This window comes from Pseudomonas trutticola BRTCR10 (assembly GCF_056155105.1).
The window spans coordinates 3,555,233-3,569,546 of record NZ_CM149552.1 but is presented as its reverse complement, the minus strand read 5'-3'; the positions used below and the strand labels follow the sequence as shown (position 1 = coordinate 3,569,546).

The following is a 14,314-nucleotide window of genomic DNA, read 5'->3' as shown; positions in this document are numbered from 1 at the left end:
ACCCGAGACCCGCCATTGAGCGGGTTTTGTCATTTCTGAGAAGAGGAAACACCAATGGCCGTTTTTCTACCCAATGGCTCTACCGTCGGCATCGCCGCTTCGTACGACGCACCGATCATTTTTACAGCGATCAGCAATGCCTCAGAAGCCGTCGTGTCGGCGGCGGGCCATGATCTGGAGGCTGGCGATTTCATTGAGGTCACGTCCGGCTGGGCTCGCCTGAACAATCGTGTTGTCCGCGTCAAAAGCGTAACCACCGACTCTTTCGTTCTTGAATCGATCAACACGCTGAACGTGGCTCGCTTCATTGCAGGCGCCGGCGGTGGGTCTGTCCGCAAAATTCTGACTTGGACCCCAATCAGTCAGGTCACTGATTCGAGCAAGGCCGGGGGCGAGCAACAAAACGTCACCTACTCGTTTCTCGAGGAGGATGACGATCACCAGATGCCAACCTCGAAATCTGCTCTGTCTTTCACGCTGACTATGGCGGATGACCCGGAGCTTCCACACAACGACGTGTTGCTGGATGCCGATGACGACAAGAGGCCGCGTGCAGTGCGCGTGAACCTCGCGTCGGGCGGTGTCATTGCTTACAACGCTTACGCCTCCTTCGACAACGTTCCCTCGCTGACAAAGAACAACATCATGGCCGTCACCGCAGTGTTTGCCGTGGTTGCCAAATTCATCCGATACGCTGCGTAAGGGGAACTCATGGCCAGGTTCAAGATTGCCCAGAATGCCACCTTCAATGCTGAAGTGGACATCCCGCGAGTGGGCGGCACCACCATCAAGGTTCCGTTCGAATTCAAATATCGGAATAGGAAGGAGCTCGCAACGCTGTTCGCGGGCTGGCAGGAGAGCGCCAAGGATGATCAGGAGCGATTCAAGGCCAAAGGTGAAGATCTCACCCTGGTTGAGATCACCGACTCTCACATCGAACGCCAGGTGGAGCAGGTGACTCAATTGGTTGCCGGATGGGGCTTTGACGACAAGTTAAGCCCAGAGTCCATTCGCGAACTGGTCGAAACCTCTGCGGGTGCCGGTGACGCCATCGTCGATGCCTATCAGAAAGCGTTTTCTTCGGCCCGCCTGGGAAACTGACCAGCGTCGCACGCACCCTTTATCAGCCGAGCATAGAAGGGCAAGACGCTTTCGGGTTTTCGTCTGAGGACTACGAAAGCGACTGTGAGGTTTGGCCGGACAACTGGCCGGCCTTCATCCTCTTCAATGCCTTGTCCACCCAGTGGCGAACGGGCGCGTGCGGCGCCACCGGGCTCGACTACACGTCCATTCGCGATGTGGCCCGCTTCCTTGGAATGAAGAAAAAGCAAATCGCCGAGACCTTTCCCGACCTTCAGGTAATGGAGGCCGAAGCACTGCTCGTCATGAGCGAATCGAAGTAATGGAGCACTCATGTCGGGCACAATTGCGCAGTTAGGTCTTGCCGTTGATTCGGGCGAGGCAGTCCAGGCCGCCACGGATTTGGAGCGCCTCGCGCAGGCCGGCGCCAAGGCTGAGAAAGCGGCAGATGGTGTGGCGGCGGGCTTTGATAAAGCGGCAACCGCATCAACCGGCCTGGCCTCGGCCGAGGGCAAGCTGTCAGAGTCCACAGAAGACGCCATGAAGCGCCTGACGGCGATGGCCAAGGCCTCGCTGGAGTCGAGCGACTATTACCAGCGCCTGACCACCAGTGTCAGCACGAATGCGTCAGCAATGGATTCGTCGGGATCGTCGGTCAGCAGCCTGGCGGCACTGAAACGGCGCTTGCAGGCCGAATCCGATGCACTGGTTGGTTCGACGGATAAAGAGGCCGAGGCGGCGAAGAGGGCAGCCGCTGCAACTGGTGTTCAGGCCGAAGGTCTGCAATCGCTGCTCGGCAAGATCAATCCCGCAATTGCCGCACTCGATAAGCTGGACCAGCAGCAGGCCCAGTTGCAGAAGTACAAAGCGGCCGGGCTGATCGACGCTGATACCTTCCGGGAGTACTCCGCTCGAATCGACGCCTCTCGGCAGAAGCTAGGCGACTTCGATGAAGGGCTGAAAAAGACCGGTGCCAGCTCGAAACAAACCGAGGCTGCGCTTCGGCAGCTTCCTTCGCAATTCACTGACATTTTCACCAGCCTGGCCGGCGGGCAAAACCCGCTGTTGGTGCTCATCCAGCAGGGTGGGCAGATCAAAGACTCGTTCGGCGGTGTTGGTGCAACCCTTGAGGCGCTGCGGGACAAGTTCCGCTCGCTGTTCACCGGTGGTGCTGGCGCAGCTGTGCTGGGCGAATCGCTTGCCGGTATCGCCACCAATGCCAAGGATGTTGCCAACAACGCAGGTGATGCGGGCGAAAGCCTGTCTGATCTGGCCGAAAGCTCAAACACTGCGGCAGAAGCCGCTGAGAACGCACAACGAGCTGTCGGCGCGATCACTCCCAGCGTGACTGGTGCTTCGGCGAGTTTGCTGGGTATGGCAGCGGCGGTGGCGATCGCAGCTGCTGCTGCCGCAACGCTGATCTATGGATACAGCCAAGGCAGCAAAGAAGCAGACGAATACAGCAAGGCCCTCATCCTGACTGGCAATGCTGCGGGCACATCGGCCGACCAACTGGCCAATTTGGCTCAGCAGGTCAGCGCAACGAATGGTACGACCGGTGAGGCAGCGGCAGCGTTGACCACGCTGGCCGCCAGTGGGGTTATTGCTGGCTCCAGTTTCAAAGAAATTGCTGATGCCGCGGCTGCGATGGAAGACGCTACCGGCAAGTCTGTGGATGCAACCATTGCCGAATTCATCAAGATCGCCAAAGACCCTGTAGCCGCCGCGAAGGAGCTGAACGGCCAATACCAGTTTCTGACAGCGTCGGTGTATTCGCAGATCGTTGCGCTCAAGGAGCAGGGCGATACGGTCGGGGCTGCCGATCTACTCACCAAAACCTATGCCGACACCATTCAGCAACGCTCCGGGCAGGTCACGCAGAATCTCGGATTGTGGGAAAAAGCCTGGAAGGGCGTGAAGGACTCCGCGAGCGGTGCCCTTGATTCAATCTTGGACGTCGGCAGGGTGCAGTCCATCGACGCCCAGATCGCCAACCTCGAAAAGATCGTCGGTGAACGCAAAGGTGGGTTTCTCACCTCGCTTTTCCCCGAAGACTTGGGGGCATCCAGCAACTCGACAAAGTTTCTTGAGCAACAGCTTGCAGAGCTCAAGAAGCGGAAGGTTGCGCTCGCTGAAAACGCGGCGATCGAGGCTGATCGTGCAAAGGTGCAGAAAGAAGGGATCGAGGCTGAGCAGCGACTCAAGCAGATCAGCGACTCGAACCTGACCAATGCCGAGAAGCGCGACAAGCTGACGAAAGCCTACCTCCGTGACGTTGAGGTTTTGAGAAAGGCCAACCCTAACGACCCAAAGGTTCAGTCTGATTTCGTCGCCAAAACGCTGCAGAACATCAAGGACAAAAACAAAGATCAGAAGGGACCATCGGCCGGCGCCGTCGACCTCACCGGTTACAACGCGGCGCAGAACGCTTTCAAGGAAATCCAGGCCGAATACGCGAACACCCAGAAACAACTGGATGCCGCGCAGAAGGCTGGGTTGATCTCGCAGCAGGAATATCTGCTGAAGCGCGAGGCACTGATCGGCAACGAGCGAGACGAGATCACTTCCGCATACGAGGCGGAGATCGCCGCGCTTGAAGCGGCTAAGTCCAAGGCTGGCACCACGGCCGAGCAGCGCATTCAACTCGACCAAAATATCGCCGACGCTCGCACCGATATGGTCAAGGCGCAGAAGGCGGCGGATAGCGAGCTGGATGTACTGGCGAAGAATGAACAGGGCAGGCTGAGGAAGCAGGAGCAGGCCGTTCAAACCTACACCAGCGCGTTGCAGCAGCAAGTCGACACGTTGCGTCAGCAAGGGGAGAGAGCTGCGGCAGGGCTTGGCCAAGGTGATCGGCAGCGCGGGCTGACGGATCAGCAAAACTCTATCGACGACCGCTTCAACCAACAGAAGCTTGATTTGGCCAACCAGTACGGCGACGGCTCGCGTGGCATGAGCCTCGACGAGTACACCCAGAAACTGGCGGCGCTCAAAGCGATTCAGCAGGATCTACACGACACAGTTCAAGCCAACTATGACGAGATGACGGCGGCTCAAGGTGACTGGAGCGCTGGCGCATCGTCGGCGTGGCAGAACTACCTCGATTCTGCGCGAGATGTTGCCGGGCAAACCAAAAGCCTTTTCACCAATGCCTTCAGCTCGATGGAAGACGCGATCGTCAACTTCGCCATGACCGAGAAGCTGTCCTTTGCCGATTTCACCAAGTCGATTTTGGCGGACATGGCTCGGATTGCGACTCGTCAGGCCAGTTCGGCGTTGCTGAGCAGTTTGGTGGGTGCTGCCACAAGCTACTTCACGGGAGGTGGGGCGACGGCTTCTGCAACGGCAGGTGCGGCTGATGCAGGGGCCCAAAGTTTTGGCAGTCAGTTTGATGCCAGCTCTGCATCCGTGTCTTTCGGTGGGGGGCGTGCTGTTGGTGGCGGTGTCGAACCGAACACTTTCTACGAAGTGAATGAAAAGGGACCTGAGCTTTTCAATCAGGGCGGCAGGTCTTACCTCATGACTGGCGCGAGTGGCGGTAGCGTCACGCCTCTGACTTCCGGTGGCGGGCCCGCGCTTGCAGCAATGTCCGGTACCGGCGGCGGCAATACTTACAACTTCCCTGTAGCGGTCTCTGTGCAAACATCTGGCAGCGAGGGAGGCGGTGTCTCGCAAGAGGCATCGACCCAACTCGGCAAAGGCATCCAGCAGGCTGCAAAAACTGAAGCGGAAACTGCAATTGCCCGAGCTCTACAGCCAGGCGGTTCGATCTGGCGCCTGACAAATGGGAGAGGCTGATGGCCATCGAAAAATTCACTTGGCCAACCGAGCGCGGCGGCGCACCCGAGATTACTTATCGGGTTCGCACCGCCCAATTCGGCGGCGGATATGCGCAGAACGTCGGTGACGGACCCAACAACAAAGAGGACTCCTATCCGATCACCTTCACCGGTCAGAAGGCCAAGGTGCTGGAGATCATGGACTTCCTCGATCGGCACGCCGGCGCCAAGGCGTTTCTCTGGACAACGCCCCTCGGCCAACTGGGCCTGTTCACCTGTAAAAATCCCGCTCCAACCCCAATGGGTGGGGGCGTGTTCAAACTCACAGCCACGTTCGAGCGTGCTTTTCAACCCTAGGAGCGATCATGTCGCTGATCAGTGATATCCAGGTGCTTGAGCCTGGCAGTGAAGTGCTGCTCTTTGAATTGGACGGCACGGACTACGGCGCAGACGTTCTCCGCTTCCACGGTCACGCGATCCCGCATACAGCGGCTGAGCTGATTGCCGCCGGCGACGATGCCGACCAACTGCCGGCGAAGGCAATCTACTGGCAGGGCAACGAGTACAGCGCCTGGCCGATGCAAATCGACGGCATCGAGTCGAACGGCGACGGCACGGCTGTTCGGCCGACACTGTCAGTGGGCAACGTCAACGGGCGCATCACTGCGCTGTGCTTGGCATTCGAGGATCTGCTCGAGTTCAAGCTGACGATGCGTCACACACTGGGCACTTACCTCGACGCGGCGAACTTCCCCGCCGGCAACCCAACGGCAGATCCTACCCAGGAGACGATCGAGGTCTGGTACATCGACCAGAAGACAAACGAGGACGGGGAGACGGTCAGTTGGGAGCTGGCCAGCCCGGGCGACGTAGGCAACGAATCGATCGGCCGGCAAGCCACGACGCTGTGCCACTGGTGCCTCACCGGTGGTTACAGAGGGCCGAACTGCGGTTACACCGGGCCATATGTCACGAAAGACTGCGTCGTAACTGACAACCCCGAACTGGACGAGTGTGACGCCACGCTTGGCCGAGGTTGCATACCGCGCTTCGGTGAGGGAAACCCGCTGCCGTTCGGTGGATTTCCCGCAGTTTCTCTCATTGCCCGGAGCTGACCATGCGCAAGCACATCTTGAGCGCGATCCAGGCGCACGCACAGCAGTGCTACCCCGCCGAGTCGTGCGGGCTACTTCTGGCGATCGGACGCAAGCAACAATACTTTCCCTGCGTCAATGTCTCGACCGAGCCGAACGAAGAGTTTCGAATCGATCCGGAGGAATACGCCCAAGCCGAAGACATCGGCGAAGTAATCGGTGTAGTTCATTCGCATCCGGACGCCACCAGCAGACCTTCACCACGCGACCTGGCCATGTGTGAAGCGACTGCTCTGCCGTGGCACATTCTCAGCTGGCCGGAGGGGGATCTGAGAACCATCATGCCCTCCGGCGAGGTTCCGCTACTGAAACGTCCATTCGTGCATGGTGCCTGGGACTGCTGGCAGGTCTGCGCCGATTGGTACAAGCGTGAGTGGGGACTTGAGTTTGAAAACTTCAAGCGCGCCGATGGCTGGTGGGAGAGTAAGGACAACGCCAGCCTGTACGAAGCGAACTACGAGGCCGCGGGCTTTTACCGCGTAGACCAGCCGCAGCGCGGCGACATGATCGTGATGGAGGTGGGCCGCACGGTTTATCCAAACCACGCCGGGATTTTCCTCGGCGCCGATGCTGCGCTGCCAGGTGAGGATGCAGCGACATTCGGCCCTGGGCCGTTCCTGCTTCACCACCTGTACGGCAGGCCTTCCGAGGTAATCGTTTTCGGTGGACCGTGGGGAGAGCGCACTTGCCTGGTGCTGCGCCACCGTGATGCTCGGTGATAAGGTTGTTGCCTTTACACAGGAGTGACCTTTATGAAATTGATCGTAGGAGCGTTGGTGGTAGCGCTGTTGGCGGGGTGTGCGACTTCGCCGGTGCCGTCCGGAAAGGCTGACCCTGTGCCGAGCGCGCGCCTGTTCGCATATCAGAAGCCAGCCACCGGTGACGCTATCTTGATCGTTACCCGTGATTCCGGCTTTGTTGGTGGCGGCTGCAACACATCCGTGAGCATCGACGGGCGAAAAGCTGCCGAGATTGGTTCTGGTGAAACTGCAAAGTTCTACGTTTCCGCCGGTGAGCACGTCGTCGGTGCATCATCATGCGGCAGCGGGCTTAAAGAGCGGGAAGCCAACATAAAGGCTGGTGTCACCAAGAAATTCAGGATATCCATCGACTCATCAATGAGCATGGACTTATCACCCACGATGCAATGACAAAAGCCGCCTACGGGCGGTTTTTTTATGACCGGAGAAAGCTGTGGCAGCGACGGCAAGTAACAAACAAGCGATGACGACCATTCTTCTTTCAGGGCCGCTTATCAAGCTCTTTGGTCGCGTCCATCACCGCGAGCTTGGCAGCAAGTCCGTGGGCGAGGCATTCAAAGCGTTGAAGTGCACTATCGAAGGATTCGAAGGCGCCATTAAAGATTTTGAGCGCAAAGGGATGCGCTTTGCGATTTTCAGAAACCGGAAAAACGTAGCTGAAAAAGATTTCGGCGTCGGCGGAACCCAAGAGATTCGAATTGTCCCGGTGATTTCCGGGAGCAAGCGTGCGGGCTTATTGCAGACCGTAATTGGAGCTGTGCTTGTCGTCGCAGGGACATATTTCGGTCAAACTTGGGCGGTTCAAATGGGCGTTGCCCTCGTTGCTGGCGGTGTCGTTCAGATGCTCAGCCCGCAAGCAAAGGGGCTTTCTCAAAGCGCATCCCCAGAGAACTCGCCGTCCTACGCCTTCGGCAGTGCCAAAAACACCACCGCCAGCGGCAACCCGGTACCGATCTGCATCGGCGAGCGCCGGTGGGGTGGGATGATCATTTCGGCCTCGATCGTGGCTGAAGACAAGGTGTGAGCAGATAGCAGTAGAACAGTCGCCAATCTGTATTTTTTAAGCCTACGCGCGACAACGCACAATCTGCTGCTGTCTGGCCAAAAATCAATCCTCGATCAGGAACTCGTCATATTCGCCTGCTGCGAGGGCATCTTCATCGTACTCGTAGCCGAGCGCTTCGATTTTCTTGCGCTTTTTGTAAAGACCTAGCTCCTGACGAGCATGGCTCACGGCTTGCTCCTTAATAAAGTCCTCCCATCCACTGAAAACGGGATACTCGTTAAAAACCAACAGGGCATCCAGTTTTTGGTGCAGGGATTCCATAGTCATTTGTTTTTTGGCTAGAGCTGAGCTTTCAGCGAAGAGCATAAATTGTTCGGATAACAAATGAAGGCGATAGAGTTCTTCGTTGCTCAGATAATTTTTCCCTGTCTTTGCCTCTTCCAAAGTTGGAACGTCGCCCCTGACTGATTGCATACCCATGTTGTCAGCCATGTGGCTGGCTCGATCCAATATCAGTTTGGAACTGGTCATTCCAGTGATGGCGTGGTGAAACTTATCTTGCAGTAACGCGTAAAAATTTCTGACTTGCTTTGAGTTCGCGTCGTAGTCTGATGAGCAGATTTTGAAGCACTCACGAACCTTGGCGTAGATCTGCTTCTCCTCGTTCCGAAGAGCGCGGACGGCAGCCGCTAACTTGTTTAGCTTTTCGGGAGACTCACGTAGAGCCTTCTCGTTGATTACGTAGCCTTGCTCGATATAGGTTCTAAGCGTTTGGGTTGCCCATTGGCGGAATTTCACTGCTTGTTTGGCGTTGACGCGATATCCAATGGATATGATCGCATCAAGGTTGTAGTGCTTTATTGTCCTCTGTACGTGGCGTGCGCCTTCCAGTCGAACTACCGAGAAATCCTCGGTAGTTGCCGACTCGACGAGTTCGCCATCAGAAAAGATATTTTTGGCGTGTATTCCGACGTTGTCAGCAGTAGTGCCAAATAGATCCGCAACGTTCTGGGCGGTCGCCCAAATCGACTGATCATCCTGAGCGAATCTGAGCGCCACGTGAAGCGCATCGTCAGTAAACATTACTGAGTTACCTGGCTCGCCTGCGCTTGCGTCAACTTCTCTTGACATCGTGTGCTCCTGAATTGATGGGGTTACCTACCAGTGTGCCAGCAAACTATTAACTCTTGCCCGCTCAGTGCGGGCTTTTTTATGCCTGGAGGAAAGCATGGGCGCAGCAGCACAGATCGATATCCACGGTGAGAAGGGCGGTAGCAGCAAGCCGAAGTCGTCAACCGAAGCCAGTGACAGCCTGCGCTCGACCAACCTGGCAAAGCTGCTGATCGCCGTGGGCGAGGGTGAGTTCGACAGTGTCCCTACTGACTACGACATTTACCTGGACAACACGCCGATCCGCGATGCCAGCGGCAACTACAACTTTCCGAACGTGAAGTGGGACTGGCGCCCGGGCTCGGTGGATCAGAATTACATCCCGGGCATTCCGTCAGTTGAGAGCGAAACGTCGCTGGACATTGAACTGCGCAGCGATTCACCGTGGATTCGTTCGATCACCAATACACAGCTTTCCGCCGTACGTATGCGCTTCGCATGGCCAGGCCTACAGCGATCTGACGAAAATGGTGTTGGTGGCTACCGTATCGAGTACGCCATTGATGTGGCCACCGATGGCGGCGCCTATCAGCAGGTGCTGGTGGATGCAGTCGACGGCAAGACCACCACTCGCTACGAGCGCTCGCGCCGCATTGATCTGCCGGAAGCGACGACTGGGTGGCAGATCCGAGTGCGCCGTCTGACCCCGAATCAGAACAGTAACAAGGTGGCCGACATCATGCGGATTGCCGGTTACACCGAAGTGATCGACGCCAAGCTGCGCTACCCGAACACTGCGCTGCTCTACATCGAATTCGACGCTGAGCAGTTCACCAACATCCCGGCCGTTACCGTGAAGTGCAAGGCGCGCCGCTGGAGGGTGCCGAGCAACTACGATCCGATCGCGCGCACCTATACCGGGACGTGGGACGGCTCGATGAAGTCTGCCTGGACCAATAACCCGGCTTGGATCACTTACGGTATCTGCACCGAGGACCGTTTCGGCCTCGGCAAGCGGATCAAGCCGTTCATGGTCGACAAGTGGGAGCTGTACCGAATCGCTCAGTACAGTGATCAGTTGGTGCCGAACGGTCTGGGCGGCCAGGAACCACGCTTCCTCTGTGACATGAACCTGCAGGGCAAGGCCGATGCCTGGTCGTTGCTGCGCGATATCTCGGCGATTTACCGGGGCATGACCTACTGGGCGCAGGGCCAACTGGTGATGCAGGCGGATATGCCGCGTGCGCAGGACTTCGACTACGTGTTCACCCGGGCCAACGTGATCGACGGAAAGTTCTCGTACGGCAGCGCCTCGGCGAAGACCCGTTACACGCGGGCACTGGTCAGCTACGACAACCCGGCGAACAACTACGACACCGACGTTATCCCATTCGCTGACTTGGACTTGCAGCGCCGCTACGGTGACCGTCCGACCGAACTGAGCGCTATTGGCTGCACCCGCGCCTCCGAGGCGCAGCGCCGCGGCAAGTGGGCGATCCTCAGCAACAACCAGGATCGAACCGTTTCTTTCAAGACCGGCATGGAAGGTGTAATCCCGCTGCCAGGCCACATCATTCCAGTGGCCGATTCGCTGCTGGCCGGCCGGGAGGTCGGCGGGCGGATATCGGCGGTGGCGGGGCGGGTGATCACGCTCGATCGCGATACCCAGGCCAAGGCCGGCGACCGGCTGATCATCAACCTTCCGGGCGGCCGCGCTGAAGGCCGCACCGTGCAGAGCGTCAGCGGCCGCGCCGTGACCGTCACGGTTGCCTACAGCGAACCGCCGGTCCCGCAGTTGCAATGGGCGCTCGACGCTGATGATCTGGCGATTCCGCTGTATCGCGTGCTTCGCACCAGGCGCACCACCGAAGGTGACTACGAGATCAGCGCGCTTCAGTTCGAGCCAAGCAAATTCGCATTCATCGATACCGGCGCACGCCTGGAAGAACGCCCAATCAGCGTGATCCCAATTACCGTTGTTCCTGCACCGGCAAGCGTTTCCCTGTCTTCGACATCGTCGATCGCGCAAGGCTTGGCCGTGGCCACCATGTCCATCAGTTGGCCCGCTGTGCCCGGCGCAGTCGGCTATGACGTGGAGTGGCGCAAGGACAGTGGCAACTGGATCAAGCTGCAGCGAACCGGCATGACCAGCGTCGACGTGGTCGGCATTTACGCCGGCGCTTACGTGGCCCGTGTCCGGGCGGTGAGTGCGTTCGACATCTCGTCGATCTGGCGCAACTCGATCCTGACCAACCTGAAAGGGAAGGAAGGATTACCGCCGGCGGTGTCTTTCCTGACTCCAACCAGTCTTGTCTACGGCATCAGAATGGCGTGGGGTTTCCCGCCTGGCGCAGAGGACACACAGCGCACCGAGATTTGGTACAGCAAAACGACTTCGCGGGATGACGCGATAAAGCTCGGCGACTTTGCTTACCCGCAGGCGTCGCACGAGCTGCAAAACATCCTTGCAGGGGCCAGCTTCTTTTTCTGGGCGCGCCTGGTGGATCGAACCGGCAACATCGGGCCTTGGTATCCGCAGGGTAACGGCGTCAACGGCCAAGCCAGTTCGGATCAGACGGAGTACGAGAAATATTTCTCCGGACAGATCGGCGAGTCGGCTTTGGGCAAACACCTGGGTGACCGCATTGAGCTTATTGATGGGCCTGCCGATTTGCCCGGGTCGGTCAACAACCGCATCCAGGTGGTGAGCGGCGAAGTCGATGCGATCTCGGAAAAGGTGGACGGCGTATTCGCGCAGGTCAATCCGCCTTTGGCGGGTGAAACCGAAGGTTACGCGGGATCGACGCAAGCCTTCGTCGGCGTGTGGTCATTGCAGTCCGCGGTGATCGAAGGCGACGTCGCCACCGGCAAGCGTGTCGATACCGTTCAAGTCGAAATGGGCAAAAACAGCGCCGCGATTCAGCAGGTCAGTCAGGCGCAGGTTGCCGCAGATGGCAAGGCTTCGGCCATGTGGTCTGTGAAGATGCAGATCGACGCAAACGGGCGATACGTTGCTGCCGGTATTGGTCTGGGCATCGAGAACGGACCGGCGGGATTGCAGAGCCAGTTCCTCGTGAGCGCGGATCGGTTCGCCGTCGTGAACGGCTCGGGCGGCAGTCCAACAGCCCCATTCGTGGTGCAAAACGGGCAGACGTTCATGAGCTCCGCATTCATTGCAGACGGCAGCATCACGATGCTGAAGATCGGCCAAGCGTTGCAGTCGGACAACTACATACCCGGCGTGCAAGGTTGGCGCCTTGATAAGGCCGGCAACCTTGAGTTCAACGGCCCGGCACCGGGAGGCGGACGACTGACGATGACCAACAGGGCAATCAAGGTCTTTGATCAAAACGGTATCAAGCGAGTCCAGTTGGGAGACCTAACCGCATGAGTTTCGGGATAAATGTGTGGAATGAAAATGGATCGCTTACTTTGGATATGGGGGACTTCACATTACAAAAGCTTGCGGTCATGGTTCTGCCGGCCAACCCCTCCGGGGGAGGTGCCAGGCCCGCGCCGCGAAGCGATTACATATTGATGGATGTGATCGGCTACGACCCGTCTACATGTTTTGTGACGATAACGCCCCGGTACTACAGTACGGGAGCATTTTTCGGTCGATCTGTTATTCCGACTTACAAGGATTTGGGCGGGACGCAGATTGCAATATATACATACGCGAATTACAGGGCGCCAAACGGCACTGGTAAATGGTTAGAGCGGTGGGTAGAAAGCACTGTGGAATGCGTTATTGAAGTGGTTAAGGTGATTTAATGACTGATTTCGGATTGTCTGTCGCCAATGATTATGGGTCCGTTACAATTTCGAGTGACTATAAAATAATGGTGTTCTCAGAAAGAGGCACCTTTAAAATCACGTCTAAATACACGGATGTGGAAGGCAACGGTTCTGTGATGTTCAATAAGCCCATCAGAACCCAGGAGCCACCTCAGATATTCGTGCGGCTTGTCTCGGGCGTGCACAACGATCTTTCCATCTACACGGGCCTTTTCGGTGGCCCGGGTAATTGGACCGGCTTTCTGGTGGTGTCGGCTGTAAGGGGTAATCCCAATCTACAAAACTATACACTTGAGTATGTCTCATGCATGTATTCCAACCTCAAGAGTACATCGGATTATGGTTTGGAGCTGTTTGACTATCAAGGCAACACCATCTACACATCCAGCGATAACGTCGTCAAGTTTAGCAAGTTCAGTAAAAACTGGAAGCTGACGCAAGGTGACTGGGTTGATTACTATGATAGCGGCTTAACCATTGATGCGGATGATTTTGTATCCATTTCAAGCATTGATAGGGGAGTGAATTGGTTTACAGGTCATGCTCAGTACGCCGGCTTAACTTTACTATCGGATGGTGTAAGGATGCTGAGGATAAACAATAATGTCGTTAGGGGAGATTGGTACTATCAGGGAACAAATAATACGTGCCTGGCTATACCGGTTTGTAAGTTCCCGGCCTCGCGATATTTGAATACTTAAAGTTTTGGGGCGAACTGTCGCCCGGCCTTTCCTCACCCCGTAACGATTTGGTGGCACGACGACCCGGAGATCCGGGTTTTTTATTGACCAGAATTTGAGTAATCGCATGGCCAAACAAACGATCAATCTTGGCACCGTCCCAACGGGTGTCGGCGGCGATACGCCGCGTAGCGCGTTTACCAAAGCGCAAAGCAACTTCGACGAGCTTTATGCAGCCGATGCCGTCAATTACAAGCGAGCGAACATCATTGGCACCGTCTCTCAGGCGTCCGGTGTTCCTACCGGCGCGATACTCGAAAGGGGCGCGAACGCGCAAGGCAGCTACATCAAATACGCTGACGGAACTCTTCATTGCTGGACGCGTATGTCAACAACTGCCGTGAGTAACTTGAACGGCAGTGTTTTCAACAGTGCGGCGATTTACCCGGGAAACTTCCCGGCAGCCTTTGTCGGCCTGCCTGTAGTCATCGCAGCGGCGAGCGGCGTAGCTTTTTCGTGGGCTGGCAATTACGTGGAGCAGACGCAGAGCGCGTGGGGCGGATGGGTAGCCTTCTCCCCGACGGCTACAGGCGGCTTTGCATGGCTTAATTTTTTCGCATCCGGACGGTGGTACTAATGATCATTAACCTGTCTCCTTGCCGTATGGACGGTACGCTCGAGGTATCCAAGGCTGGCGATACGCTGACCATCAACGGCGAACAATTCAACTTTTCGCGGATGTCCGAAGGGGACACGCTGCCCGTTGGGGCGTTCAACTGCATTTGGATCGCCGGCGATGTCGACAAGCAGAACGGCGAGCTGATGCTGAACCTGCTTCTTCCTCTTCCACAGAACTACAGCCAAGCTCAGGCTTTTCCCGTGCCGCTCGTGAATGTTGCCGACGGGCCCGTGGTCTTGCCTGAGCCGCTCCCGAGCGATGAGCCGC

The 14,314-nt window shown here is 57.2% G+C and carries 13 protein-coding genes; 12 read left to right on the top strand and 1 reads right to left on the bottom strand.

Going from position 1 to position 14,314, the window contains the following annotated elements; all coding sequences use genetic code 11:
• Nucleotides 1-54 precede the first annotated feature (54 nt).
• From ACVVH8_RS15995 to ACVVH8_RS15955, 9 genes are read left to right on the top strand one after another with little or no spacing between them, the layout of a single operon-like run.
• Complete coding sequence (locus ACVVH8_RS15995) at nucleotides 55-702, top strand: phage tail protein (RefSeq protein ID WP_475224751.1); 648 nt, start codon at nucleotides 55-57, stop codon at nucleotides 700-702.
• A 9-nt stretch (nucleotides 703-711) separates the two neighbouring features.
• Nucleotides 712-1,101: a phage tail assembly chaperone gene (locus tag ACVVH8_RS15990; protein ID WP_475224749.1), complete on the top strand. Its 390-nt coding sequence runs from the start codon at nucleotides 712-714 to the stop codon at nucleotides 1,099-1,101.
• Between the two features lie 32 nt (nucleotides 1,102-1,133).
• Nucleotides 1,134-1,403: a DUF1799 domain-containing protein gene (locus ACVVH8_RS15985; RefSeq protein ID WP_475231201.1), complete on the top strand. Its 270-nt coding sequence runs from the start codon at nucleotides 1,134-1,136 to the stop codon at nucleotides 1,401-1,403.
• Between the two features lie 10 nt (nucleotides 1,404-1,413).
• A complete protein-coding gene (locus tag ACVVH8_RS15980) occupies nucleotides 1,414-4,878 on the top strand; it encodes a phage tail tape measure protein (RefSeq protein WP_475224746.1) in 3,465 nt (1,154 codons plus the stop codon).
• Nucleotides 4,878-5,216 (top strand): phage tail protein, encoded by a 339-nt coding sequence (locus ACVVH8_RS15975; RefSeq protein ID WP_315446145.1) that lies wholly within the window; start codon nucleotides 4,878-4,880, stop codon nucleotides 5,214-5,216. The genes ACVVH8_RS15980 and ACVVH8_RS15975 overlap by 1 nt, the downstream gene beginning before the upstream one ends.
• A gap of 8 nt (nucleotides 5,217-5,224) precedes the next feature.
• Nucleotides 5,225-5,974 (top strand): phage minor tail protein L, encoded by a 750-nt coding sequence (locus ACVVH8_RS15970; protein ID WP_475224744.1) that lies wholly within the window; start codon nucleotides 5,225-5,227, stop codon nucleotides 5,972-5,974.
• Between the two features lie 2 nt (nucleotides 5,975-5,976).
• The gene (locus ACVVH8_RS15965; RefSeq protein ID WP_475224741.1) at nucleotides 5,977-6,732 is read left to right on the top strand and encodes a C40 family peptidase; all 756 of its coding nucleotides are present in this window, start codon (nucleotides 5,977-5,979) and stop codon (nucleotides 6,730-6,732) included.
• 33 nt (nucleotides 6,733-6,765) lie between these two features.
• Entirely contained in the window at nucleotides 6,766-7,164 is a 399-nt protein-coding gene (locus ACVVH8_RS15960; RefSeq protein ID WP_475224738.1) for a hypothetical protein, read from the top strand.
• Between the two features lie 43 nt (nucleotides 7,165-7,207).
• On the top strand, nucleotides 7,208-7,798 hold the full coding sequence (locus tag ACVVH8_RS15955) for a tail assembly protein (protein ID WP_475224735.1): 591 nt from the start codon (nucleotides 7,208-7,210) through the stop codon (nucleotides 7,796-7,798).
• Nucleotides 7,799-7,882: 84 nt separating this feature from the next.
• Here ACVVH8_RS15955 and rhuM read toward each other — a convergent pair whose 3' ends face one another.
• Nucleotides 7,883-8,911 carry a RhuM family protein gene (rhuM, locus tag ACVVH8_RS15950; RefSeq protein ID WP_475224732.1) on the bottom strand — a complete coding sequence of 343 codons (1,029 nt, stop codon included), beginning with the start codon at nucleotides 8,909-8,911 and terminating at the stop codon, nucleotides 7,883-7,885.
• A gap of 97 nt (nucleotides 8,912-9,008) precedes the next feature.
• On the opposite strand from rhuM, the gene ACVVH8_RS15945 reads away from it, so the two are divergent.
• The 3 genes from ACVVH8_RS15945 (at nucleotide 9,009) to ACVVH8_RS15935 (ending at nucleotide 14,005) form a co-directional block, all read left to right on the top strand.
• Entirely contained in the window at nucleotides 9,009-12,281 is a 3,273-nt protein-coding gene (locus tag ACVVH8_RS15945; protein WP_475224730.1) for a TipJ family phage tail tip protein, read from the top strand.
• A gap of 382 nt (nucleotides 12,282-12,663) precedes the next feature.
• Nucleotides 12,664-13,389 (top strand): hypothetical protein, encoded by a 726-nt coding sequence (locus tag ACVVH8_RS15940; protein WP_475224727.1) that lies wholly within the window; start codon nucleotides 12,664-12,666, stop codon nucleotides 13,387-13,389.
• Between the two features lie 106 nt (nucleotides 13,390-13,495).
• A complete protein-coding gene (locus ACVVH8_RS15935; protein ID WP_475224725.1) occupies nucleotides 13,496-14,005 on the top strand; it encodes a hypothetical protein in 510 nt (169 codons plus the stop codon).
• The last annotated feature ends 309 nt before the right edge of the window (nucleotides 14,006-14,314 follow it).

Coding starts and splice junctions, on each gene's coding strand:
- ACVVH8_RS15975 (WP_315446145.1), top strand. CDS start 4,878: ATGGCCATCGAAAAATTCACTTGGCCAACCGAGCGCGGCGGCGCACCC.
- ACVVH8_RS15935 (WP_475224725.1), top strand. CDS start 13,496: ATGGCCAAACAAACGATCAATCTTGGCACCGTCCCAACGGGTGTCGGC.
- ACVVH8_RS15980 (WP_475224746.1), top strand. CDS start 1,414: ATGTCGGGCACAATTGCGCAGTTAGGTCTTGCCGTTGATTCGGGCGAG.
- ACVVH8_RS15970 (WP_475224744.1), top strand. CDS start 5,225: ATGTCGCTGATCAGTGATATCCAGGTGCTTGAGCCTGGCAGTGAAGTG.
- ACVVH8_RS15995 (WP_475224751.1), top strand. CDS start 55: ATGGCCGTTTTTCTACCCAATGGCTCTACCGTCGGCATCGCCGCTTCG.
- ACVVH8_RS15965 (WP_475224741.1), top strand. CDS start 5,977: ATGCGCAAGCACATCTTGAGCGCGATCCAGGCGCACGCACAGCAGTGC.
- ACVVH8_RS15945 (WP_475224730.1), top strand. CDS start 9,009: ATGGGCGCAGCAGCACAGATCGATATCCACGGTGAGAAGGGCGGTAGC.
- ACVVH8_RS15940 (WP_475224727.1), top strand. CDS start 12,664: ATGACTGATTTCGGATTGTCTGTCGCCAATGATTATGGGTCCGTTACA.
- rhuM (WP_475224732.1), bottom strand. CDS start 8,911: ATGTCAAGAGAAGTTGACGCAAGCGCAGGCGAGCCAGGTAACTCAGTA.
- ACVVH8_RS15960 (WP_475224738.1), top strand. CDS start 6,766: ATGAAATTGATCGTAGGAGCGTTGGTGGTAGCGCTGTTGGCGGGGTGT.
- ACVVH8_RS15990 (WP_475224749.1), top strand. CDS start 712: ATGGCCAGGTTCAAGATTGCCCAGAATGCCACCTTCAATGCTGAAGTG.